24 protein-coding genes are annotated in these 23,307 nt (G+C 62.0%); 11 read left to right on the forward strand and 13 right to left on the reverse strand.

Annotated elements, in window-relative coordinates; genetic code table 11:
- Window positions 1-50: 50 nt before the first annotated feature.
- From KG698_RS10820 to dapA, 10 genes are all read right to left on the reverse strand, one after another.
- On the reverse strand, window positions 51-335 hold the full coding sequence (locus tag KG698_RS10820; protein ID WP_367114076.1) for a type II toxin-antitoxin system RelE/ParE family toxin: 285 nt from the start codon (window positions 333-335) through the stop codon (window positions 51-53).
- Window positions 332-616 carry a type II toxin-antitoxin system ParD family antitoxin gene (locus tag KG698_RS10825; protein ID WP_367114077.1) on the reverse strand — a complete coding sequence of 95 codons (285 nt, stop codon included), beginning with the start codon at window positions 614-616 and terminating at the stop codon, window positions 332-334. The genes KG698_RS10820 and KG698_RS10825 overlap by 4 nt, the downstream gene beginning before the upstream one ends.
- Before the next feature lie 28 nt (window positions 617-644).
- On the reverse strand, window positions 645-1,064 hold the full coding sequence (gene arfB, locus KG698_RS10830) for an alternative ribosome rescue aminoacyl-tRNA hydrolase ArfB (protein WP_213685595.1): 420 nt from the start codon (window positions 1,062-1,064) through the stop codon (window positions 645-647).
- Between the two features lie 291 nt (window positions 1,065-1,355).
- A complete protein-coding gene (locus tag KG698_RS10835) occupies window positions 1,356-1,979 on the reverse strand; it encodes a queuosine precursor transporter (protein ID WP_213685596.1) in 624 nt (207 codons plus the stop codon).
- 81 nt (window positions 1,980-2,060) lie between these two features.
- The gene (locus tag KG698_RS10840; protein WP_213685597.1) at window positions 2,061-3,236 is read right to left on the reverse strand and encodes an amino acid aminotransferase; all 1,176 of its coding nucleotides are present in this window, start codon (window positions 3,234-3,236) and stop codon (window positions 2,061-2,063) included.
- A gap of 12 nt (window positions 3,237-3,248) precedes the next feature.
- Complete coding sequence (locus KG698_RS10845; RefSeq protein WP_213685598.1) at window positions 3,249-3,815, reverse strand: GNAT family N-acetyltransferase; 567 nt, start codon at window positions 3,813-3,815, stop codon at window positions 3,249-3,251.
- Window positions 3,812-4,663 carry a 3-mercaptopyruvate sulfurtransferase gene (gene sseA, locus KG698_RS10850; RefSeq protein WP_213685732.1) on the reverse strand — a complete coding sequence of 284 codons (852 nt, stop codon included), beginning with the start codon at window positions 4,661-4,663 and terminating at the stop codon, window positions 3,812-3,814. Before sseA ends, KG698_RS10845 begins: the two co-directional genes overlap by 4 nt.
- Before the next feature lie 180 nt (window positions 4,664-4,843).
- Window positions 4,844-5,317, reverse strand: a complete 474-nt coding sequence (smpB, locus tag KG698_RS10855; RefSeq protein ID WP_213685599.1) for an SsrA-binding protein SmpB — start codon at window positions 5,315-5,317, stop codon at window positions 4,844-4,846.
- An 18-nt stretch (window positions 5,318-5,335) separates the two neighbouring features.
- A complete protein-coding gene (locus tag KG698_RS15845; RefSeq protein WP_213685600.1) occupies window positions 5,336-5,818 on the reverse strand; it encodes a TrmO family methyltransferase in 483 nt (160 codons plus the stop codon).
- Window positions 5,815-6,684, reverse strand: a complete 870-nt coding sequence (dapA, locus tag KG698_RS10865) for a 4-hydroxy-tetrahydrodipicolinate synthase (protein WP_213685601.1) — start codon at window positions 6,682-6,684, stop codon at window positions 5,815-5,817. The genes KG698_RS15845 and dapA overlap by 4 nt, the downstream gene beginning before the upstream one ends.
- A 150-nt stretch (window positions 6,685-6,834) precedes the next feature.
- Here dapA and KG698_RS10870 point away from each other — a divergent pair, with 150 nt between their 5' ends.
- Entirely contained in the window at window positions 6,835-8,778 is a 1,944-nt protein-coding gene (locus KG698_RS10870; RefSeq protein WP_213685602.1) for a lytic transglycosylase domain-containing protein, read from the forward strand.
- Between the two features lie 3 nt (window positions 8,779-8,781).
- Here the strand turns inward: KG698_RS10870 and KG698_RS10875 are convergent, their stop codons facing one another.
- On the reverse strand, window positions 8,782-10,212 hold the full coding sequence (locus KG698_RS10875) for a D-alanyl-D-alanine carboxypeptidase family protein (protein ID WP_213685603.1): 1,431 nt from the start codon (window positions 10,210-10,212) through the stop codon (window positions 8,782-8,784).
- A 312-nt stretch (window positions 10,213-10,524) separates the two neighbouring features.
- On the opposite strand from KG698_RS10875, the gene hemF reads away from it, so the two are divergent.
- Together hemF and KG698_RS10885 are read left to right on the forward strand one after the other, a co-directional pair.
- Entirely contained in the window at window positions 10,525-11,406 is an 882-nt protein-coding gene (gene hemF, locus KG698_RS10880; protein ID WP_213685604.1) for an oxygen-dependent coproporphyrinogen oxidase, read from the forward strand.
- 245 nt (window positions 11,407-11,651) lie between these two features.
- Window positions 11,652-12,245: an outer membrane beta-barrel protein gene (locus KG698_RS10885; RefSeq protein ID WP_213685605.1), complete on the forward strand. Its 594-nt coding sequence runs from the start codon at window positions 11,652-11,654 to the stop codon at window positions 12,243-12,245.
- A gap of 3 nt (window positions 12,246-12,248) precedes the next feature.
- On the opposite strand, the gene KG698_RS10890 is transcribed toward KG698_RS10885, so the two are convergent.
- Window positions 12,249-13,418, reverse strand: coding sequence for an FAD-binding oxidoreductase (locus tag KG698_RS10890; protein ID WP_213685606.1), 1,170 nt, complete (start codon window positions 13,416-13,418; stop codon window positions 12,249-12,251).
- A 137-nt stretch (window positions 13,419-13,555) separates the two neighbouring features.
- Entirely contained in the window at window positions 13,556-14,602 is a 1,047-nt protein-coding gene (gene hemE / locus KG698_RS10895; protein WP_213685607.1) for a uroporphyrinogen decarboxylase, read from the reverse strand.
- A 105-nt stretch (window positions 14,603-14,707) separates the two neighbouring features.
- Between hemE and hemC the strand changes: the two genes are divergently transcribed.
- From hemC to KG698_RS10935, 8 genes are all read left to right on the forward strand, one after another.
- Complete coding sequence (gene hemC / locus KG698_RS10900; protein WP_213685608.1) at window positions 14,708-15,670, forward strand: hydroxymethylbilane synthase; 963 nt, start codon at window positions 14,708-14,710, stop codon at window positions 15,668-15,670.
- A gap of 154 nt (window positions 15,671-15,824) precedes the next feature.
- Window positions 15,825-16,397 (forward strand): dTDP-4-dehydrorhamnose 3,5-epimerase, encoded by a 573-nt coding sequence (rfbC, locus tag KG698_RS10905; protein WP_213685609.1) that lies wholly within the window; start codon window positions 15,825-15,827, stop codon window positions 16,395-16,397.
- A complete protein-coding gene (rfbB, locus tag KG698_RS10910; RefSeq protein ID WP_213685610.1) occupies window positions 16,394-17,434 on the forward strand; it encodes a dTDP-glucose 4,6-dehydratase in 1,041 nt (346 codons plus the stop codon). Before rfbC ends, rfbB begins: the two co-directional genes overlap by 4 nt.
- Before the next feature lie 3 nt (window positions 17,435-17,437).
- Window positions 17,438-18,223, forward strand: coding sequence for a hypothetical protein (locus KG698_RS10915; protein ID WP_213685611.1), 786 nt, complete (start codon window positions 17,438-17,440; stop codon window positions 18,221-18,223).
- Window positions 18,220-19,074, forward strand: coding sequence for a dTDP-4-dehydrorhamnose reductase (gene rfbD, locus KG698_RS10920; RefSeq protein WP_213685612.1), 855 nt, complete (start codon window positions 18,220-18,222; stop codon window positions 19,072-19,074). The genes KG698_RS10915 and rfbD overlap by 4 nt, the downstream gene beginning before the upstream one ends.
- Window positions 19,071-19,940 (forward strand): glucose-1-phosphate thymidylyltransferase RfbA, encoded by an 870-nt coding sequence (rfbA, locus tag KG698_RS10925; protein WP_213685613.1) that lies wholly within the window; start codon window positions 19,071-19,073, stop codon window positions 19,938-19,940. The genes rfbD and rfbA overlap by 4 nt, the downstream gene beginning before the upstream one ends.
- Window positions 19,941-19,978: 38 nt before the next feature.
- Window positions 19,979-22,498 (forward strand): glycosyltransferase, encoded by a 2,520-nt coding sequence (locus KG698_RS10930; protein ID WP_213685614.1) that lies wholly within the window; start codon window positions 19,979-19,981, stop codon window positions 22,496-22,498.
- Entirely contained in the window at window positions 22,495-23,307 is an 813-nt protein-coding gene (locus tag KG698_RS10935) for a sulfotransferase (RefSeq protein WP_213685615.1), read from the forward strand. The genes KG698_RS10930 and KG698_RS10935 overlap by 4 nt, the downstream gene beginning before the upstream one ends.

A 23,307-nucleotide genomic window follows, 5' to 3' on the forward strand; every position in this document is an offset into this window, starting at 1 on the left:
AACCCACCGCACCCCACCCCCGCCGCGCCGCATGGTGGGTTTCACCCACCCTACATCCCTACATCCATGCTCTGGTGCAACACCCGCACCACCGTCACCGCCGCTGCATCCTCGCGGAAAAACACCACATGGCTGCCCACCAACGCCCGCCGCAGCCCCGGCCCGACCTCCTCCGCGCGGCGGGAGGCGGTGGCGCCTGTCGTGAGGCCGATCATCCGCGTATCGATTTCATCAAGATATTTGTCGGCCTGCGCCTCGCCCCATGTCTGGAACGTGTAGATCCAGATGCCGCGCAAATCTGCTTCGGCATCAGGCGAGACATCGAGCCGTTTCACGACGCCTCGCGCTTGCGATATCCTGCGATCCACTCCGCACGGCGCGCGGACCAATCCCATTCCCGCCCCGGCCCGCTCGCCTCCCCCTCCGCAATCAACTCCTTAAGCCGCGCGAGCTTCGCCTCTTCCTCTTCCAACAGGCGCAAGCCCGCCCGCACCACCTCGCTGGCCGAGCCATAGCGCCCTTCGCGCACCTTCTCTTCGATGAAATCGCTGAAGTGTTCCCCAAGGGACACCGATGTATTGCGCGCCATGATCGCCTCCAAATCCTGATGTACCAATATTTGGTATCACCGGGCCGCCTGTCAATCACTCCTCGACCTTCCCCCGCCCCGCCTTCACCTCGCCCCGCACCTTCTTCTCCTTGATGCGCCGTTCGACCGATCCCTTGGTGGGCCGGGTCGGGCGGCGGGGTTTCGGCACCACCAGCGCCGCGCGGATCAGTTCCACCAACCGCTCCCGCGCGATCTCGCGGTTTTGGGCTTGGCTGCGCGTCTCCTCCACTTGGATGACCAGCGCGCCCTCCTTGGTCCAGCGCCGCCCCGCCAGCCGTTCCAGCCGCCGCTTCACCGGGTCGGGCAGGTTCGGGGAGCGCGCCGCCTCGAACCGCAGTTCCACCGCTGTTGAGACCTTGTTCACATTCTGCCCGCCGGGGCCGGAGGCGCGGACAAATTGCTCGGTCAGCTCCCAATCGGCGATGGTGATGCGGTCATTGATCGTCAGGGGCATGGGGGCCACGCATATGTACGGGGTGTGTACGCCCTGTGTACGCCCTGTGACCGGCCGCGCCCAACGAAAAAGGGCCGCCTTGCGACGACCCTTTCGAGAAATCAGGAGGTGGATATCGGTTAGGAAATCCCACCTGGGAGGGGCGAAAACCCCCAAGGGCTGCCTTAGAGGCGCACCTCCCAAGCTGTCCCGTTATCTTTCTCCAATGCTTCTCTGATCACTGGATCACCTCCTTTCAATGGGTTGCCGTTATCCACAGCCTGCCACAGATTTTGCGGTTGTCAAAACCTTTTATACTACCTGTGCCATGATTTTGCGGGTGATGATCCGGAAGGGGATCAGCGCCAATAGCGCGATGCCCATCTTCACCCCCCAATCGGCCACGGCCAGGGACACCCAAAGCGGCGCGTTTGGCCCTGCGCCCAAGATCGGCAAAACCTCGCCCGCCCAAGACACATCATTGCCCGGCTCAAGAAAGCTCAGCGCGCCCGAGAAGGCGATGGTGAAAAACAGCGCCGTATCGACAGAAGAGCCAATAATGCTCGACAAAACAGGCGCTTGCCACCACCCACCATTCCGCAGCCGGTCGAAAATCGCCACATCAAGCAGCTGCGCCGTCAAGAACGCGATCCCCGATCCCACGGCGATCCGCAGTGTAACCAATGGCCCGAATTCGCCCATGATCTGCGTCCCGATCAGCGAACAGGCGACCCCGACCAAAAAGCCCGCGAAAACAACGCGCCGCGCGGCTTGCACGCCATAAACCCGGTTCATGATATCGGTGATCAGAAAGGCGAGCGGATAGGTAAACGCCCCCCAAGTCAGCCAGTTCCCGAACAGGAACTGCACAAGGATATTTGAGGCCACAACAACGGTAGCCATCGCCAGTATACCCGGCAAGTACTTTGAATTCATGATATATTCCGTTTTGACAAGGTAGTCGGAGACTTGGCCCGCGACCATCGCGGACGGCGCCTGTTATACCTCATCGCGCGGTCAGGCAAGCACCTCGGCCAATGCCTGCGCGACACGCGGGATGGTGTCAGGCGTCAGCCCCGCAACATTCATCCGCCCATCACCCACCAGATAGATGCCATGGACCTCGCGCAAGCGATCTACCTGCGTGGACGTCGCCCCAATGAGCGAAAACATCCCCCGATGCGCGGCCAGAAAACCGAACCGATCCGATCCTGTTTCTTCCCGCAACGCCTCGGCCAATGCGCGGCGATTGCCTTCCATCGTGCGGCGCATCCCGTCCAACTCGCCCCGCCACAGCGCGCCAAGTGTCTCATCCCCAAGGATTTCTTGCACCACGCGCGCGCCGTGATCGGGGGGAAAAGCAAAGTTCTGTCGGTTCATGCCCGCCAGAACCCCCTCAGCCGCGGCTTTGCCCGTGGTGACGATCAAGACCGCGCCGACGCGTTCGCGGTAAAGCCCGAAATTCTTGGAACAACTGGCCGCAATCAGCACCTCGGGCAGGGTGGCCGCCAACAGCCGCACGCCGGCGGCATCCTCTTCCAGCCCCAGACCAAAGCCCTGATAGGCCATGTCGACAAAGGGAATTGCGCCTGTGCGCGCACAAAGCGCCGCGACCTCCTGCCAATCATCGAGCAACAGATCGGCCCCGGTCGGGTTGTGGCAACAGCCGTGCAGCAAGATCAGATCGCCGCGCCCCACCCGCGCCAGATCGGCCATCATGCCCGTCCGGTCGATGCCACCCGTCGCCGCATCATAATAGCGATAGCTTTGCCGCTTTTGCCCGAGATGGTCGATGATTGCGGGATGGTTCGGCCATGTTGGATCGCTAATCCAGACCGTGGCAGAGGGCGCAAGCCGATGCACGGTCTCCAGCACTTGCCGCACCGCGCCTGTGCCGCCGGGCGTGCCCGCTCCTGCTACCCGGTCCGCTGGAACACTCTGGCCAAGGATCAGATGCCGCATCGCGTCCAGATAGCCAAGATCACCGCGTAGCCCGACATAGGATTTGCTATCTTGCGCCGTCCAAATCCGCTCTTCGGCCTGTTTCACGGCCGCCATCACAGGGGTTTTGCCCTCGGGCGAGCGATAAACACCCACGCCCAGATCGACCTTACCCGTGCGCGTATCCGCGGCAAACATGCCCATCAAGCGGATGATCTTGTCGGGTTCGGGCGGCGTGACGGTTTCGAACATCCCTTGTTTCCTTTAGCCAAATTGCGCCGGATCGCGGTCATGCACCAAAACGCGCCGCCGATCCTCATAGGAAACGGGGGCAAACCCCAATCTCTGATAAAGCGCCAGCGCGCGCGGATGATCGAGCGTGCAGGTGTTGACCGTCATCCGTTCGACCCCTTCCCGTGCCCAACCGGTCAGGATCGACGTCTGGAGCAGGGCCTTGCCCCAGCCTTTGCCCACGGCTTGCGGCACCAGCCCGAAATAGGCCAGATCGCAAACGCCCGCCTCGCGCCAATCCAGCATGAAAAACCCCTGTGGCCAGCCATGGCCCATCGCGGTCCAGATCACCACATCGGGATCACGGACAAACCCCTGAAGCGCGGCTGGGTCATCTTCGGCCTGCACGAAGCGATCTTGCCATTCGTAATCGCGACCGACCGCATCATAGAGCGACAAGAAATACCACACCGGCGGGTCGATGGCGCGCTCAAGACGAATATGCTCAGGCAAGCGCGGCGCCGCCCAATCGGGGCGTTTGCTCATCTCCAGATAGGTCACGCGAAAGGTGACCTCGGTCCCGGCGGGGATCAAGCTCATCCCTTGGCGACCTGCAACTGTTCGAACTGGCCCCATTCGGTCCAAGACCCGTCATAAAGCGCGACATCCGCATTGCCGAGCCGCGTTAGCGCCAGCATCACGATGGCCGCCGTCACGCCCGAGCCGCAGGTGGTGATCGTACGCCGGTTCACATCGACATCGGCGGCGGCAAAGATTGCGCGTAACTCATCAAGCCCCCTCATCGTCCCATCGGCATTCAGCAGGCTTGCGTAATGCACATTCTTCGATCCGGGGATGTGACCAGCGCGCAGGCCCGCGCGCGGCTCGGGCGCGTCACCGCGAAACCTTGCGGCGGCGCGGGCATCCACGATCTGCCAATCCCCGAGTTTCGCGGCGGCGGCGACTTGGGTCACATCTTTCACCAAATGCGCTTGGCGTTGCACGGTCATGTGACGGTCGCGGATGATGGGCTCCATATCCTCGACTGGGCGTCCTTCGGCCTTCCATTTCGGAAAGCCGCCATCCAGCACGGCGATATCGGTCTTGCCCATCAGGCGGAAATTCCACCACACGCGCGCCGCCGAAAACAGGCCAGCGCCGTCATAGACCACCACCTGATGGCCATCGCCCACGCCCAAGGCGCGCAACCGGCTCATGAATTTCTCGGGCGGGGCCGCCATATGCGGCAGCGCGCTGCGCGCATCGGCAATCTCGTTGATGTCGAAGTAGCGCGCGCCGGGGATATGTGCGGCGGCATATTCCGCGCGCCCATCGCGCCCCGCATCGGGCAGGTAGTAAGAGGCATCTAAGATCCGCAGATCGGGATCATCTATATGCGCTGCAAGCCATGCGGTCGAAACCAGTGTTTTGGGGTCGTCTGTCGCCATCGGGGCCTCCGGGGCATTGGCCGTCGTTCCGGGCACCAGCCCTACGTCGCCGCCGCTTGCAAGGCAAGCATCACTGCGCCAACCCATGCGCTTCTTCGTTTCATAAATATCCCCGCCGGAGGCCTCGACCGCCAGCCAAAGGCGCAGCAAGCACAATAGCGCGGTGCTCTCGCGACAGGCTCAATTCTGCTTCAAGAGTCGTTGCTTTTGCCGGTTCCAGTCGCGCTCGGCGCTGGTTTCGCGCTTGTCGGCCAGCTTCTTGCCTTTGGCGATGCCAAGCTTGAGCTTCACCAAGCCCTTGTCGTTGAAATACATCACGATCGGCACCAGTGTCATGCCTTGGCGTTGGGTCGCGTTCCACATCCGCGACAGCTGGCGCTTGGTGGCCAGCATCTTGCGGCGGCGGCGCTCTTCATGGCCCCACGTCTTGGCCTGCGCATAAGGCGCGATGTAGCCATTCACCAGCCACAGCTCGCCATTCTCGACGGCAGCATAGCTTTCGGCGATATTGGCCGATCCTTGGCGGAGGCTTTTGACCTCCGAGCCTTGCAGAATGATGCCGACCTCAAGATCTTCCTCGATCGCGTAATCGAACCGCGCCCGCCGGTTTTCGGCGATGATCTTGTAGTTCTTATTGTCGTTATCCTTGGCCATGGCTGCCGATATAGGCGCTCACGCCTCGGGCCGCCAGCCCGGTGGCACATCGACCGTGCCGATCCATGGTTTGATGTCGAGAAGGGGCGTGCCGTCATAGGCATCGGTCGCGTCGATCCCGATGATACCAGCCTCAAGATCAAGCGATGTGATGATGACTGTGCCCAAGGCAATCGGATTGGGCCGCACGGGCGAGCGCAGGGCGAATGTGCCGCGCGGCCCATTGCTATGTCCGGGCACCTGCACGATCAAATCGCGCACACCGCGATCAACCCAGTAGAGAAGTTGGATCGCTTGGCCGACCTCTAGCCCCAAAAGACCAGCGGCATATCCCGGCAGTAATTCAATCCGCGCGGCTTGGCCCGTCTCGCGGGCTGCGCGCAGGTTCTTGGGCGCTGTGCCTTTGCCCCAAGGCGAACGGATATGGCCGATGAAACTCAGCCCCGCCGTGATCCGTTCGGCGGGGTCGAAGGGCAGGGCGATCTCGCCCTCGCGGCTCACAAGATGCCCGCGTGGCGCATTGCGGCTGCGATCTGGTCCTTGGTGGCATCCGACAGGCCGGTCAGCGGCAAGCGCACCTCTTCACGCGCGCGACCCAAGAGCGATAGGCCGTATTTCGCCCCGCAAACCCCCGGCTCGGCAAAGATCGCCTCGTGCAGCGGCATCAGCTTGTCCTGATAGGAAAGTGCTGCGCGGTAATCACCCGCAAGTGTCGCCTCCTGCATCTGGGCGCAAAGCTTGGGCGCGACATTGGCGGTCACGCTGATGCAGCCCACACCGCCTTGCGCGTTAAAGCCCACAGCCGTTGCATCTTCGCCCGACAACTGGATGAAATCCGCACCACAGGTGATGCGTTGCTTGGGAACGCGGCTCAGATCGCCGGTTGCGTCCTTCACGCCGACGATATTGGGCAGCTTGGCCAATTCGCCCATCGTGGCGGGCAGCATATCAACCACCGAACGGGGCGGGATGTTGTAGATGATGATCGGGATACCGATCTCGTTCAGCGCCGCGAAATGCGCGATCAGCCCTTTTTGCGTGGGCTTGTTGTAATAGGGGGTCACCACCAACGCGGCATTTGCACCGACGGTCTTGGCAAATTCGACAAAACGGATCGCCTCGACCGTGTTATTCGAGCCAGCACCTGCGATAACGGGAACGCGGCCTGCGGCGGTCGCAACCACGGCTGCGATCACGCGCTCATGTTCGTCATGGGTCAGCGTCGGGCTTTCGCCGGTCGTGCCAACCGGCACCAACCCGTGCGAGCCTTCGGCGATCTGCCATTCCACCAGCTGTTTGAGCGCGTCGAAATCCACCGCGCCGTTCGTGAACGGCGTGACCAAAGCGGGCATTGAGCCTTGGAACATGACACGCATCCTTTTTGCTGTCGGTGCCGTGGCAACATGCCTCGGCGAATTTGGGCGGACACTAGCCTTGGCGCGCGAGAATGCCAAGTTCGTGTGTTGCCTCTGCCGCCATGTCGCATATCCTGTCCAAAAGAGCAGTGAGGGCAGATAATGCGGCAGGTTTTGCTGAGTGTTTTTCTTTTGTTGGCGCCGTTGCGCGTCGGTGCCGAGACCGAGGCGCTTGGGCGTGCATTAGATGCGCTGGCCAAAGGGGATATGGCCGTCGCGACACAGGCGGCTGCCCGGATCAATGACCCCGTCGCGCGCGACATCATCAGCTGGACCCGGCTGCGCGCAGCACCAGCCGCCGGGGAATGGCGCGAATATCGCGATTTTCTGGCGCGCAACCCCGATTGGCCCGGTCTGCCCTTTTTGCGCACCCAAGGTGAGGCCGCGATCCCCGAGAATGCCGATCCGCGCGATGTGATCGCCTATTTCGCCACTGATCTTCCGACAACGGGGGCGGGATCACGCGCGCTTGCGCTGGCCTATCAGGCGCGCGGTGATCGCGCCGCCGCCGAGGCGGAAGCGATCCGGGGGTGGACCTCGATTGTCATGACCGCCGAGGAGGCGGCGGGGATGCGCGCCGCATTTGGTGCGGTGCTCAACCAAGGCAATCACCATATTGCGCGCCTCGATCACCTCTTGTGGGAAGGGGCCGAAGAACGCGCCCGCGCCATGCTGCCCTTGGTGCCTGAGGCTTGGCAAAAGCTGGCCTTGGCGCGGATCGCACTGCGCGCGCGCCAAAACGGCGTCGATGCTCTGATCGCGGCGGTACCAGCCGCATTGGCCGATCATCCGGGGCTGGCCTATGAGCGGTTCTTGTGGCGCATGCGGGCGGGCAACTGGGACAGCGCGGGCGCGCTGATGGTCGAGCGCTCGGCCTCGCGCCAAGCCTTGGGCCGACCTTTGGCTTGGGCAGACCGACGCGCCGATCTCGCCCGCGATGTGATGCGCGATGGGGATTTTGCGACCTGTTACCGCTATGCGGCTGGTCATCATGTCGATCCCGCGCGCGAGGATTCATCCTTTTCCGAGAATGAATGGCTGGCGGGTTACTGTGCCTATCGCCTTGGCCGGAGCGAGGTTGCCGTCGGACATTTCGAAACCTTCCGCGGGAGTGTCGCAAGCCCGATCTCGCTTGGGCGGGCGGGCTATTGGCTGGGCCGCGCGCATGAGGCCGCAGGCAATCGCGCCGCTGCCGCCAGCGCCTTTGCGTTCGGCGCGCGCTACCAGTCGAGTTTTTATGGCCAGCTTGCCGCCGAGCGTGGCGGGTTGCCCGTCGATCCGGCCTTTCTGGCCCGCGAGGATTATGGCGATTGGCGACAGGCGGCCTTTACCCGCTCAAGCGTGTTTCAAGCGGCGCTGTTGTATTTCGCGGTGGGCGAGGAATGGCCCGCCGAGCGTTTCTTGACCCATTTGACCGAAAGCCTCGGCAGGCAAGAAGCAGGGCAATTGGGCGATTTCGCGCTTGGGATCGGGGATGTACATGTCGCGCTCAGGATCGCCAAGCGCGCAGCACTGGCCGGGCACGAGATCATGCGCCCCTATTACCCGATCAAGCCCGCGTTGGCTGATGCCGGTTTGGGCGCACCCCCGGCCTTGGTGCTGGCGATTGCGCGGCGCGAATCCGAGTTTGACCCAAGCGTGGTCAGCCCCGCGGGTGCGCTTGGCTTGATGCAGGTGATGCCCGGCACGGGCCGCGACACCGCGCGCGCCATCGGCCTGCCCTATTCGCAAGAACGGCTGCTGAATGACGCGGCCTATAACGCGCGGATTGGTGCTAGCTATCTGGCCCAGCTTGGGCGGCGTTACAGTGATAATCTGGTTTTGGTGGCGGCTGCCTATAACGCGGGGCCAAGCCGGGCCGATGAATGGATTGGGCGATTTGGTGATCCACGCCGCGTCGATGATGTGATCTTTTGGATCGAGGCCATCCCCTTCACCGAGACGCGCAACTACATCATGCGCGTCACCGAAAGCCTTGCCATCTACGAGGCGCAGTTGACCGGGCAACTGCCGCGCTTGGGTCTGTCGCAGCGTTTGGTCAGGTAGCGATCAAGAGGCGGGGCCGAAAGGTTCACAGGGGATTGCACGGGCTGTCAGCCGGGCGCAAGCGCGCGCGGCTTGATCTTCGGTCAAGCCTTGAAAGCGCGCCTCGTAGCCGCCATTGCGCTGCACCACACGGCGCAGGGCTTGGTCGAATGTGCCGATTTCGCTGAGTGCGGTGCGCAGCAAAAGCCGCTCGGCTGCATGATGCGAGGGTTGCGGGCCAAGCGAGACACCAAAGAGCCGCGATCCGCTGGAGGAGGCGCGCGTGATCACCTCGGGCTCAAGCGGGCCTGCGACGATGATCGGTTCGGGCGCATCGGCGGGTCGCGGTGGAATGGGCAGGGATTGCGTCACGGCGGTTTCGACCTGTGCCTGTGGTCTGGGCAAGGGTTGAATGGCCGGTACTGGCTCTGCATCTGCGCTGGTGCTTGGCAGATCAGGTGCGGCTTGCGGCGCTGGTTGCGCCTCGGTCGCCGCTGCTTGGATTGCTTCGCCAACCGCCGCTTCGATCGCGGCAAGAAGCGCGGGTTCAGGCGCGCGCGGTGCTTGTGTCGTGCCCGGGCGTGGTGTTGGGCGCAGCGATTGCGACATGACACCAGAGGTCAACACGGTTTCCCCAGTGCTAGCGCCAGCGCCACTATTTGGCCCATAGGTCGGGAGCGCCGGGCGTCTCTCGGTCGCACGCGCTGGTGCGCGCGCAAAGCCCATATCCATCAGTTCCATGATGCGCTGGTTGCGCCATGCCGTTGATTGCCCGCCGAAAACCGTGGCGATGACCCGCACATTTCCCCGCTCGGCCGAGGCGACAAGGTTGAAACCTGCTGCACGGGTGTAGCCCGTCTTGATCCCATCCGCGCCGCGATAGGCTTCGAGAAGCGCGCGGTTGGTGTTGCGGACCGTGGCGATGCCTGCGTCATCCTGACGGCGAGAGAAAATATTGTAGTATTGCGGATAATCATAGAAGAGCCGCCGCCCCATGATGGTCATGTCGCTTGCGGTCGACAAATGCCCCTCTTGGGTCAGGCCATGGGCATTGCGGAATGTCGTCCGCGTCATGCCGAGCGCTTGCGCCGTGCGGGTCATGCGCTGGGCAAAGGCCGCTTCTGACCCTGAAATCGCCTCGCCAATCGCGGTGGCCGCGTCATTGGCCGAACGGATCGCTGCGGCACGGATCAGGTAACGAAACCGGATCGTGGATCCAGCGCGCAGCCCCAGCCGCGACGGCGGTTCCGAGGCTGCATGCTGCGAAATCCGCACGGGGGTGTCGAGCGTGATCTCGCCCAGCCGGATCGCCTCGAAGGCGACGTAAAGCGTCATCATTTTCGTCAGCGAGGCAGGGTGAAGCCGGGTGTCGGCGTTGCGCGAATGCAGCACTTCGCCCGTGCGCGCATCCATGACCATCGCCGCATAGGGCGCAGCCTTGAGCGCGCCGCCCATCAGGGTTGCGCAAACAATCAGAACCAGCCCAAATAGGGCCGGAAGGGCGGATCTGTGTATCACGGAGCCTGCTCGCTCTGCCTTGGGGTGCCGTCTTTTGCGGCGATTAATCCCACCCTATGCGATCCCCATCCAAAAATCTACGGGGCATTGCGAAAAAAGCGGTCGCTGACAGAGACTTGAGCGGTATCTTTCGATGGGCCTGTGTGGCTGCCGCCACCGCCATGGTCCATGCAAGCTTGTGCAAACACCGCATAGCGCGAGTGAAACGGGTCTGATACAACCTTCCCGAGATGAGAAAGGACGTTGCCCGTGAAGGATAATTTTGAAGACCGTAAGACGCGCGCCTCGGCATGGTTCCGCAGCCTGCGCGACGAGATTGTTGCCGCTTTCGAGGCGCTCGAGGATACGCAAACCGGCGATCTGCCAGCTGGCCGCTTTGAGGTCACGCAGACAAAGCGCCATTCCGACGATGGGCAAGATGCCGGCGGCGGCTTGATGAGCGTCATGCGCGGTGGGCGCGTTTTCGAGAAAGTCGGGGTCAATGTTTCGACGGTTTACGGACAGCTTGGGCCGCGTGCGGTTGCGGCGATGGCCGCGCGCAAGGATTTGTCGGGGCTAAAGGATGATCCGACCTTCTGGGCCGCGGGGATTTCGCTTGTGGCCCATATGCGCAACCCGCATGCACCGGCGGTGCATATGAACACGCGCATGTTCTGGACACCGGTCGCAAGCTGGTTTGGTGGCGGTACCGATCTGAACCCCGCCATCGAATATGCCGAGGATACGGCGCATTTCCATGATGTGCTGCGCGACCACTGCGCGCCTCATGCCCCGGATTACTACGACCGCTTCAAGGCTTGGGCGGATGAGTATTTCTATGTCCCGCACCGCAATCGCGCGCGCGGCGTTGGTGGCATTTTCTATGACGATCTGCACACCGGCGATTGGGAGGCGGATTTCGCCTTTACCCAAGATGTCGGTCGCGCCTTTCTGCCTGCCTTCGTGCCATTGGTCGAAAAGCGTCGGCATAGCCCTTGGACCGAGGATGACCGCGAGGCGCAATTGATCCATCGCGGGCTCTATGCCGAGTACAATCTTGTCTATGATCGCGGCACGAAATTCGGGCTTGAAACCGGGCATGATGCCAATGCGGTTTTGATGAGCTTGCCGCCCATCGCGAAATGGACCTGAGCCCGACTACGGCTTGAAAGCTGTCAAGCGACGCGATCAATACGCAAGGTTTGCTCGCAAATCCGGCGCGCTTTCGCCGCTTTGCAGCGCCAGACCCGGCGGAAACTGGCTACCTATAGGAAACTCTCGGCTTCGTGTCCGTGTGTTGCGTTGAATGCGCGGTCTGCATGCTTAGGCTTTTGAGCATGCAGACCAAGCGCAGGCTGCAATTCCCAGAACAGACATAAGCGCAAGGAGTTCCCGTTATGAAACATTCCCTCATCTTCGCCGCAGGGCTGGCCGCCGTGACGGCTGGGCCCGCTCTCGCTGGTGGAACAACGATACCGGGCCCCGCGCCTGTCATGCTTGAACCTGCCCCAATCCTCGCCATCGGCAGAAACTGGACAGGTCCATCGGTCGGCCTGCAACTGGGTTATGGTGATGTCTCGACCACCGGTCCGGTGCTTGAGGGCAATGACCTTATGATGGGTTTGCGGGCCTATTATGATTACGATTTCGGTGACTTCATCCTTGGTGGTGGCCTGCAATATGACACGACTGACCTTGATCTTGGCGGGGTGGCGACGCTGGACGCGGTGACGCGTGTCGGTGTGCGCGGCGGCTTTGATCTGACCGATGATTGGATTTATGGCACGGCCGGTTGGGCGCGCGCCGAAACCAGCGGCGGCGGCGTCGGGGACAGCGATGGTTGGTTCGCGGGTCTGGGCTATGAGATGATGGTCAACGATATGATCAGCGTCGGCGCGGAACTGCTTTATCATGAATTCGACAGCTTCGATCTGGTCGGGCTCGCGGCTGATGCAACAACGGCTGCCGTATCGGTGAACTTCCGCTTTTGAGCGTCAGGTAAACACGGGCGCAAAATCTGCGCCAAGCCCCTCGGCGGTGACATCGCCGCCGAGGGCCGCAACGGCCCCCAGCCTGCCCAATTCATCGGCGCATTTCGCCGCCGCCCCATTGCCGCCGGTCAGCACCGTGGTGTCATCATCCAGCCGCCCGATATAGGGATGCCCGCTTGCCGTGAAGCTGACGGCGCAAGCGGCGGTTTTGGTCTGCGTGATCACCAGATCGGGCATCAACGCTTGTAAATGCCCCCGAAGAATATCGGCGGCGGCTTGGCTGCCTGCGGTCTTGAACCATGCGTTCAAAGCTGTGGCCTCGGTCGCGATGGGGCTGGTCGCCTCGCCCCCGATCTTGATGTAGCGCTGCCCATCGGGGTAGCGGATCGGCGGCAGAACATAGAGATCGGTGTGCCGATCATCCGGCACGAAGATCAGGCTTGGCATCCGGGCCAGATGCGCGGCCTGCCGGTCATCCACCGCCGCAAGCAAGATTGTGCGCTGATAGACCTGCATCGCAAGCCTTGCGTCGCCTAGACCGGGCATGGCCGACCAGCCGCCCATGGAAAGCACGACATGACCCGCCTGTAGGGATGTGCCATCCGATAGCTGCAATAGCCCTGATTCTCGGGATGTCACAGGCGCATGGATGACCCGTGCGCCTGCCGCGATCGCGACGGCCTCATGAGCGCGGCGCATCGCGCGCGGATCGATGACGCCGCCCAAAGGATCAAACGCCCCAACGCTCCCTTTGGGAAGGTGGAAATAGGGGTAGCGCGCTGCAACTGTGGTGCCATCCATCTGTTGATGGTCCAGCCCCAAAAGTGCCGCGCATTGCAGAAAATCTTGCGCCATCTCGGCCATTGGCCCCGCCGATGGCCCCGCCACCATCGCACCGCAGGGGTCAAAAAAGCTGATCCCGCTTTGTTGCTCCAACGCGCCGTAGCGCGCGATGGACCGCAGCGCGAGCCGCGCCCAGACAGGATCATGCGCGATGGCGCGCGTGATCCGCCCTGCGTCATGAAAACTCCCGAAAGGGCCGTCATGGCGGGGTGCGTCGTCCGGCTCATCCGGCCCGATCAAGACGACATCGCAGCCTGCCTGCGCCAAATAATATGCACAGGCCGTGCCCATCAGCCCGCGTCCGATAACGGCGAAATCAGCGCGTTCCATCCCGGCCCTTTCGCGTGATGATCAGCGCAGTGTCATGCGTAATTTTGGAAAGATGAAGGAGGATTTGAATAAGTTTCTCCCTGCCTTCATCTTTCCCCAAATACGCAAGCAACCGCGCCGCTGGGCAAGGTGATGGGTCAGCCGCGGATGGTTTCCAACAGCAGATGCACGTTGTCGGGATCAGCCTCGGGGGTGATGCCATGGCCGAGGTTGAAGATATGCGGCCCGCCCTTCAAGGCATCGACGATGCGGCGGGTTTCATCCACCAAACCTTGGCCGCCCGTGATCATATGCTTGGGGTCAAGATTGCCCTGTACGCAGCTGTCGGGCTGCAGATGTTGGGCCGCCCATGCCGGGTCGACCGTTGTGTCGATGGCCAGACAATCAGCACCGACCGCCTTGGCAAAGCCTACGTATTTCTCGCCCGCCTCGCGCGGAAAGGCGATGATCGGCAGGCCGGGATGGCGGCGCTTGAGTTCGGTGGTGATCCGGCGCGCGGGCACGAGCGCGAAATCATGAAAGGCCTGACCTTTCAGCGATCCGGCCCAGCTGTCGAAGATCTTGATCACCTCGGCACCGGCCAAAACCTGTTGATCGAGATATTCGATCGTGGCCTCGGTCAACAAATCGATCAGCGCGCCAAAGGTTTCAGGATCGCTTTCGCGCAGCGCATGGGCAGGCGCTTGATCGGGTGTGCCACGCCCCGCGATCATGTAGGTGGCCACCGTCCAAGGTGCGCCCGCAAAGCCGATCAGCGTGGTTTCTTTCGGCAATTCGCGCGCAAGGATGCGCACCGTTTCATAGACCGGGGCCAGATGATCATGAATATCGTCGCGACCCTTGAGCTTTTTCAGCCCTTCGGGGCCTGTGATCGTCGACAGCCGCGGCCCTTCGCCGGTGGAAAACCACAGATCGGCCCCCAGCGCGTCGGGGATCAGCAAGATATCGGCAAATAGGATCGAGGCATCGAATCCATAGCGGCGGATCGGTTGCAGCGTGACCTCGGCCGCAAGATCCGAGTTATAGCACAGCGACAAGAAATCCCCCGCCTCGGCCCGTGTCGCGCGATACTCTGGCAAGTAGCGCCCGGCTTGCCGCATCAGCCAAACTGGCGGCACATCCATCGCCTCACCGGCAAGCGAGCGCAGCAGTTTCTTTTGGCCAGCAGCAGGCGCATCAAACATGGGGATTGTCCTTTGGTCGTTTCGAGGACAGGAATTGACCTCCTGACCGAGTCTGTCAACCCAAAGGCGATTGTCAAGTCAAGTTGACAGATATAGAAAGAGCGCATGACGACCAATCGACCGACACCCGCCCAACCGCTTCGCATCGGAACCCGTGGTTCACCACTGGCGCTGGCACAGGCACATGAAACCCGTCGCCGCCTGAGCGCGGCCTTCGATCTGCCCGAAGCGGCCTTTGAGATCGTTGTCATCAAGACCATGGGCGATGACCGCGCCTTGATCGATGCCGACAAGCCGCTCAAGGATCTGGGCGGTAAGGGCTTGTTCACCCGTGAAATCGAAGATGATCTTTTGTCAGGGAAAATTGACATCGCTGTCCATTCGATGAAGGACATGCCGGTGTTGCAGCCAGCGGGCTTGGTCTTGGATTGCTACCTGCCGCGCGAAGATGTGCGCGATGCTTTCGTTTCACTCGGTCATGACAGCTTGGCCGCTTTGCCGCAGGGGGCCTGTGTCGGCTCATCCAGCCTGCGCCGCCGCGCGCAGCTCAAAGCGCGCCGCCCGGATTTGTCGGTGGTCGAGTTTCGCGGCAATGTGCAGACGCGGATGAAGAAGCTGGGCGATGGTGTTGTCGATGCCACTTTCCTTGCGATGGCGGGGCTGCGCCGTTTGGGCATGGAAGAGGTGGTGCGCACCGCAATCGCGACCGAAGAGATGCTACCCGCTGTCGCCCAAGGGGCCATCGGGATCGAACGGCGTGCCGATGATCACCGCGTGGCCGCGATGCTTGATGCGATTCATGATATTCCCACAGGTCAGCGTTTGGCCGCCGAGCGTGCCTTTTTGGCGGGGCTTGATGGTTCATGCCAGACCCCCATCGCAGGCTTGGCTGAGATCGCGGAGGGGCGCTTGCGGTTGCGCGGCGAGATTTTGCGCCCAGACGGGTCCGAAGTGTTGACCGACGACAGGCAAGCCGCAATCGCCGATGCTGCCGCCTTGGGTGCCGAGATGGCGCGCGACTTGCGCCAGCGCGCAGGCCCCGGCTTTTTCGACTGGCACAGCGCCTAGGGTCTGCACCGGCGCTGTCCCAAATTTCGGCTAAATTTTCACAATGACCGCGCTTTCGGCGCGCTTGTCCGGTTGCACCTTGGGCAGCGGCGTGATTTTGTCTTTCGTGCGTCTATATACGCTTTTGTAACGTGATCTGCGCGAAAGTATTTCGATGTTGGTTGAGGAAACGGGAATACCCGATTTGCGGGTGATCACGCCGCCGCGGTTTGGTGATGCGCGCGGGTTTTTTGCGGAGACCTATAGCCGCGACAAGCTGGCGGCGCATGGCATTACGCTTGATTTCGTTCAGGATAATCACTCGCTGTCGGCGCAGGCGGGCACGGTGCGGGGCTTGCATTTTCAGGCGCCGCCGCGTGCGCAGGCCAAGCTGGTGCGCTGTGGGCGGGGGGTGTTGTTCGATGTGGCGGTCGATATCCGGCGTGGCTCGCCCAGCTATGGGCGTTGGTTCGGGATCGAGCTGAGCTTTGAGAATGGCAAGCAATTGCTGATCCCCGCGGGCTTTGCGCATGGGTTTGTCACCCGCGCGCCCGATACCGAGATCATCTATAAGTGTTCGGATATCTACGCACCCCAGACTGAGGGGGCGCTTGCTTGGGACGACCCAGATATCGGCATCGATTGGGCGATGGGCGATGTTTCCCCGATCTTGTCAGCCAAGGATGCAGTGGCGGGTGCTTTTGCGGATTTCGACAGCCCCTTTGTCTATGACGGGGGCGCATCATGAAGCTTTTGGTAACAGGGGGCGCGGGGTTCATCGGCTCGGCCGTGGTGCGGCTGGCGGTGGCGCGCGGGCATCATGTCGTCAATGTCGACAAGCTGACCTATGCCGCCTGCCTCGATAATCTGGCCCCTGTGGTGGACAGCCCGCTTTATGCCTTTGAACAGGCTGATATTTGCGACCGCGCCGCGATGGACCGCATTCTTGCACAACATCGCCCCGATGCGATCATGCATCTGGCCGCCGAAAGCCATGTGGACCGGTCCATCGACGGGCCGGGCGCGTTTATCGCGACCAATATCACTGGCACCTACACGCTGCTCGAGGCCGCGCGCGCCTATTGGGTTCGCGAAGGTCGGCCCGAGGGGTTCCGCTTTCACCACATCTCCACCGATGAGGTCTATGGCACGCTGGGGGCCGAGGGGCTCTTTACCGAAGACACGGCCTATGCGCCCAATAGCCCCTATTCGGCGTCCAAGGCGGCCTCGGACCATCTCGTGCGCGCGTGGCATGAGACCTATGGATTGCCGGTTGTCGTCACCAATTGCTCGAACAACTACGGACCCTATCATTTCCCCGAAAAGCTGATCCCTGTGGTGATCCTGAACGCTTTGGCGGGCAAGCCGATCCCCGTCTATGGCAGGGGAGAGAACGTCCGCGATTGGCTTTATGTCGAAGATCACGCCGATGCGTTGCTTCTTGTTTGCGAGAAGGGGGTCGTGGGCCGCAGCTACAACATCGGCGGCAATAATGAGCGGCGCAATATCGATCTGGTGCGCATGATCTGCGCGCTGCTCGACAAACGCCGCCCTGAGGCCGCACCCCATGACCGGCTGATCACCTTCGTCACCGACCGACCCGGCCATGACCTTCGCTATGCCATCGACGCCAGCCGCATCCGCGAAGAGCTGGGCTGGCAACCCTCGGTCACAGTGGAAGAGGGGCTGGCGCGCACCGTCGATTGGTATCTCGCCAACGAAGACTGGTGGCGCGCGTTGCAAGAGCGGGATGGTGTCGGGCAACGGTTGGGCAAGGTGGGTTAGATTATGGCACGCCTGATCGACTGCACGCTATTTTTCAACGAGTTTCGCCTGCTTTCATTGCGGTTCAACATCTTGCGCGACGCCGTCGATCGCTTTGTCATCGTTGAGGCCGACCGAACCTTTTCTGGCCAACGCAAACCATTGCGCTTGCGCAAGTGGATTACAGAGAATGCGTCTGATCTCGCCGATCGGATTTCCGTGATCGAAGTCACTGATTCTCCCCACAATAAGAACCCGTGGATTGCAGAGGTACATCAACGCAACGCCGTGATGCGTGGCTTGTCCGATGTGCAGGATAACGACATCCTGATGTTCTTCGATGTCGATGAGATACCCTGTGTCGATGCGATCCTCGCGCGGTTGCCATCCGATGATCTGGCGGCAGTAGAGCAGGATTTCTACTATTATTATCTGAACTTACATCGCGGAAAGTGGGCACGGGGCACTGCCACCTATGCGCGTAACATGACGGTCTCGCCCCAAGAGGCGCGAACGCTCTTCCATCGCCCTGTCATCGAGAGCGGAGGTTGGCATTTCAGCTATCTCATGTCCGCCGAGGATATGGCATCCAAGATACGCGCCTTTTCGCATCAAGAATTTAATGCGCCGCGCTTCACCGACATCGAGACGCTTCGGGCAAGAATAGCCGCGCATCAGGATCTTTTCGGGCGCAAGAACCAACCCGCGCTGGCCGTGCGCCCCCTTGATGACAGTTTCCCGGAATTCCTGTTGAAAAATCGCTCGGATTACGCCGATCTGATCCTTGCGCCACCGGGGCTTGCGGCATGACCAAGACCCTCGTCTTCGGCACCACTGGCCAAGTGGCTACGGAACTGCGCGGTCTGGCACCCGTCACTGCATTGGGTCGCACGCAGGCGGATTTGTCTGATCCTGCGGCTTGTGCCGCGGCAATCCATGCCCATCGCCCCCGCGCGGTGATCAATGCGGCCGCCTACACGGCCGTCGACCGCGCCGAGAGCGAAGAGGCGCTTGCCACCACAATCAACGCTGATGCCCCGGCTGCAATGGCGCGGGCTTGTGCCGATTTGGGCATCCCCTTTGTTCATATCTCGACCGATTACGTCTTTGCGGGCGGGGGCGACCGCCCTTGGCACCCCGATGCGCCCACCGCGCCCTTGGGGGCCTATGGGCGCAGTAAATGCCTGGGCGAAGAGGGGGTCCGCGCGGCGGGGGGCGTGCATGCGATCTTGCGCACTTCTTGGGTCGTTTCCGCGCATGGGCAGAATTTCGTCAAGACGATGCTGCGCCTTGGGGCCGCGCGCGATCACCTCAGCGTCGTGGCCGATCAGATCGGCGCACCCACGCCCGCGCGCGCTATCGCCGCCGCCTGCCTCAGCATCGCGGACCAGCTTGCCGCCGACCCCGCCAAAAGCGGCACCTATCATTTCGCGGGCAACCCCGCGACATCCTGGGCCGATTTCGCCCGCGCCATCATGGATGCGGCGGGCCTGTCTTGCGTCATTACCGACATCCCCACCAGCGCTTACCCAACCCCAGCCAAACGCCCGCTCAATTCGCGCCTTGATTGCCGCGCGACCGAGGCCGCCTTTGGCATCCCCCGTCCCGATTGGCGCTTGGGGCTAGTCGATATCTTGAAAGATCTGGAGGTTAGCCAATGACTGCGCGCAAAGGCATCATTCTGGCCGGTGGATCAGGCACCCGGCTTTACCCCATCACCATGGGCCTGTCGAAGCAGCTTTTGCCGATCTACGACAAGCCGATGATCTATTACCCGCTGAGCGTCTTGATGCTGGCCGGTATCCGCGAGATCGCGGTGATCACCACGCCGCAAGACCAAGACCAGTTCCGCCGCACACTTGGCGATGGCGGCCAATGGGGCCTGTCCTTGCATTATATCGAACAGCCCAGCCCCGATGGGTTGGCGCAGGCCTATCTTCTTGCACAAGATTTCCTCGCCGGGGCGCCCTCGGCCATGGTTTTGGGCGACAACATCTTTTTCGGCCACGGCCTGCCTGATCTCTTGGCCGAGGCGGATGCGCAGCCTGTGGGCGGCACGGTCTTTGGCTACCGCGTGGCCGACCCCGAACGCTACGGCGTGGTCGATTTCGCCCCCGATGGCAGCGTGCGCGCGATCATCGAGAAGCCGGAAAAACCGCCCTCGCATTTCGCGGTGACGGGGCTTTACTTCCTCGACGGCACGGCACCCGAACGCGCCGCCGCGGTCACACCCTCGCCGCGCGGCGAGTTGGAGATCACCTCGCTTTTGGAAAGCTACCTTGCCGATGGCGCGCTGCAAGTCAGCCGCATGGGCCGGGGCTTTGCATGGCTCGATACCGGCACCCACGCGAGCCTGCTTGATGCCGGCAACTTCGTGCGCACGCTGGAACAACGCCAAGGCATGCAAACCGGCAGCCCCGAGGAGATCGCCTATCAAAACGGCTGGATCACCGCCCAAGACCTCGCCACCCGCGCCAAGCTTTTCGCCAAAACCGATTATGGGAAATATCTCGAAGGATTGATCTGATGTTGCCGACCCGTCTGGTGCGCTGACCGAAGCTGCACGTGTTTATTCGCCTTTACGCCCTTTACCTGCGCTATGCCGCACGCCATGCCGACCGGCTGGCAGGCTTTTCGTTGCCGCGCCATCACGGGCGGCGACTTGGCCATGTGGAGCGGATTTGGCGCGCCGACGGTGTGACGCGCATCGTTGGCTGGACGAGCGCATCGGCGCTGCGGGTCAGTTGGCCCGGGGGCGCTGTGCATTGCGTGCCGCATATCCAGCGATCCGATGTCATGCATCGCTTTGGCCTTCCCCTTGAGTGCGGGTTCGAGATTGACCTGCCCGAGGCGGCGCGCGATCTGACCTTGCATGTCACGCTGGCCGATGGGCCAGAGATATCTTTGCCGCTTGCCCATCCCTCTGATCCGCCAAGCCCGGCGGCGCGTCGTAGGCTTTGGCGCGCCTTTGCTGTCGATTTGTGCCGTGCTTTGCCCGTGATGCTGCGCGTGGCCGTCATGCGCGATGGTGTGGCGCGCACGCGGGCCAAGCATCTGCTCGGGCTCGAGGCGCATGCCGAGGGGCTGCCGATTGATGCGCGGTTCTTGGGCCATGGGCCTGTCGCGCGCGCGCGTCATCCCGTCACGATCATCGTGCCGGTGCATAATGCCTTTGACATGCTGGTTGCCTGCCTGCGGCGCGTGGCGGCCCATACGGATGTCGCGTGGCACATGATCTTGATCGATGATGCATCGACCGATCCACGGGTGCGCCCGTTTCTGCGCGCTTTCGCGGATGAGCATGCCACCTGTGTCACCTTGCTTGAGTTGGAGCAAAACCTTGGCTTTGTGGGTGCGGTCAATCGCGGTTTTGCCGTGGCCGAGGGGCATATGGGCCATGTCGTCTTGCTCAATTCCGACGCGATGGTGCCCGCCGATTGGGCATCGCGCTTGATCGCGCCTTTTGATCGCGACCCGCGCATCGCCTCGGTCACGCCGATGTCGAACAATGCCGAGATTTTCTCTGTGCCCTTTATCTGCGAAGCGGTGCCTTTGCCCCATGGTATGGTTGACCGGGTCGATGCGATTGCCCAAAGCCTGAGCTTGCCCGATCCGTTGCCAACGGCACCCACGAGCGTGGGGTTTTGCATGGCAATTAATGCGCGGTGGTTTAGCCGGGTGCCGCGCTTTGACACCGCCTTTGGCCGTGGCTACGGCGAAGAGGTGGATTGGTGCCAAAAGATACGGCTTGCCGGTGGCCGTCATGTTGGGCTGCCTACCTTATTTGTCGAGCATCGCGGCGGCCAAAGCTTCGGTGCCGAGACCAAAAGGAAGGCTGTGCTGCGCGCCAATGCCATGATCGCGCGCCGCTATCCCGCCTATGATTTGGAGGTGCAGGGCTATATCGCCAATGACCCTTTGCGCACCGCGCGCCTTGCCTTGGCCGTGGTGGTGGCGGGCGAACTGGCCATCGGCCCCTTGCCGCTCTTTGTTGCCCATTCGATGGGCGGTGGGGCCGATCATGCCCTTGCTGCTGAGATCGCGTCATTTACCGCGCAAGGCCAATATGCGCTGGTGCTGCGCGTTGGTGGGCCAATCCGCTGGCAGTTAGAGCTGCATGGCCCGCTTGGCGTGGTGATGGGCGCGACCGAAGATTTCGGGCATATCCGCCGCTTGCTGGCCCCGGTGCCCGTGCTGCGGGTGGTTTATTCCTGCGGTGTGGGTGATCGCAATCCCATCGAATTGCCCGATGCGATGTTGGGCCTGATGCGTCAAGATCGCCCTGACCGGCTTGAGGCGCGGCTGCATGATTACTTCGTGATGAGCCCCTCTTACTGCCTGCTCAACGCCGATGGTCGCTATCGTGGCCCGGTCTTGCGCGACAATCCCGACCCCGCCCATCGCCAGCGCCGCCCAGAGGGGGGGATCGTGTCATTGGCAAGCTGGCAAGCGGCTTGGGAGGGGTTCTTGGCGCGCTGTGATGAGATTACCGTTTTCTCGGAAACAAGCCGGCAGCATTTGCTTGCGGCCTATCCCGGACTTGCCCGCAACATCGTCTATCGGCCGCATGCGACGGTCGCCCGGATTGATCGGATCAAGCACGGCGCCCATGGCGGCGCGACGCTTGCGGTGTTGGGCAACCTCAGCCGCCAAAAAGGGGCTGGTGTCTTGTGCGATCTGGCCGAGCGTGTCGCGCGTGACGGTGGGCCAAAGCTTGCCTTGATCGGCAATATCGACCCGGCCTTTTCATTGCCGCCCTCTGTCCGGCTGCATGGGAGTTATGTGCCCGCCGACATCCCGCATCTGGCCGAGCGCTACGGGGTGGGGGCGTGGCTTGTCCCCTCGATCTGGCCCGAGACATTTTCCTTTGCCACACATGAGATGTTGGCAACGGGCCTGCCTGTCTATGGCTTTGACATCGGCGCGCAGGGCGAGGCGCTGAGGCGCGCGCCTAATGGCATTCCCATTCCTTTCGACCCCGATGGCGATCATGCGGCGGCGATTACCACGATGCTCGCGGCACGCGGGCCTTGGCGTATGGCGCAAGACACCAGTTTGCCAAGATTTGATAAGGCGGCAGAATGACAGCGACACCAACCCCCGAGATGGCCGATGATCGGCCCTTGTTCATCATCGGCTCGGTCCGCTCTGGCACGACGCTGACGCGCGATCTCTTGCGGCGTGTGCCTGATTTCATTTGCCCCGAAGAAACCCATTTCTTTCGCTGGTCCGAGCCATTTCGCACGCCACATAGCTGGCAGCCATATCGCAATAGCGCGCTGCTCAAGACCCATCGTGCGATGGACGGGGTGGATGAAGAAACCTTTGCCTCCATCCTCGCACAAAGCAGGACCAAGGTTGAATTGCAGCGCCGCTATATTGCGGCCTTCGCCCGTGCAAAGGGCATCACCGGGCCGTATCGCTGGTTCGACAAGACGCCGCAGAATATCTATGGCGCGGCCCTGATCGCGCAGCAGATGCCAAAGGCGCGCTTTTTGTTCATGGTGCGCAACCCGCTGAATGTCGTGGCCAGCATGAAGCTTGGCCGTCAGGTCAAGGTCGCCGATCTTTTTGGCGCATGCAATTATTGGCTCGAGGCGGCGGCGATTTATGAAACCCTGCGCGTGGCATATCCTGAGCGGGTGATGTGTCTGCGATACGAGGATCTTGTTGCCGATGTTCCCACGGCGATGACAGGCATCTTGCACCACATGGGTTTGCCGACACAGCCCGCGCTATTTCATAAGCGCGATGCGCATGGCGAAAAGAACCTCTGGCTGAACGCATTGAGCGCGGAGGAAGCCGCCCAATTGCGCGATCAATGCGATGCTGTTGCTGCGACATTCGGCTATGATCTGGGGGCTGATCTTGCCGCGGCCGGACTGGCCGCATAA

The sequence above is a fragment of the Roseicyclus sp. genome (genome assembly GCF_018402035.1).
Taxonomy (GTDB): Bacteria; Pseudomonadota; Alphaproteobacteria; order Rhodobacterales; family Rhodobacteraceae; genus Roseicyclus.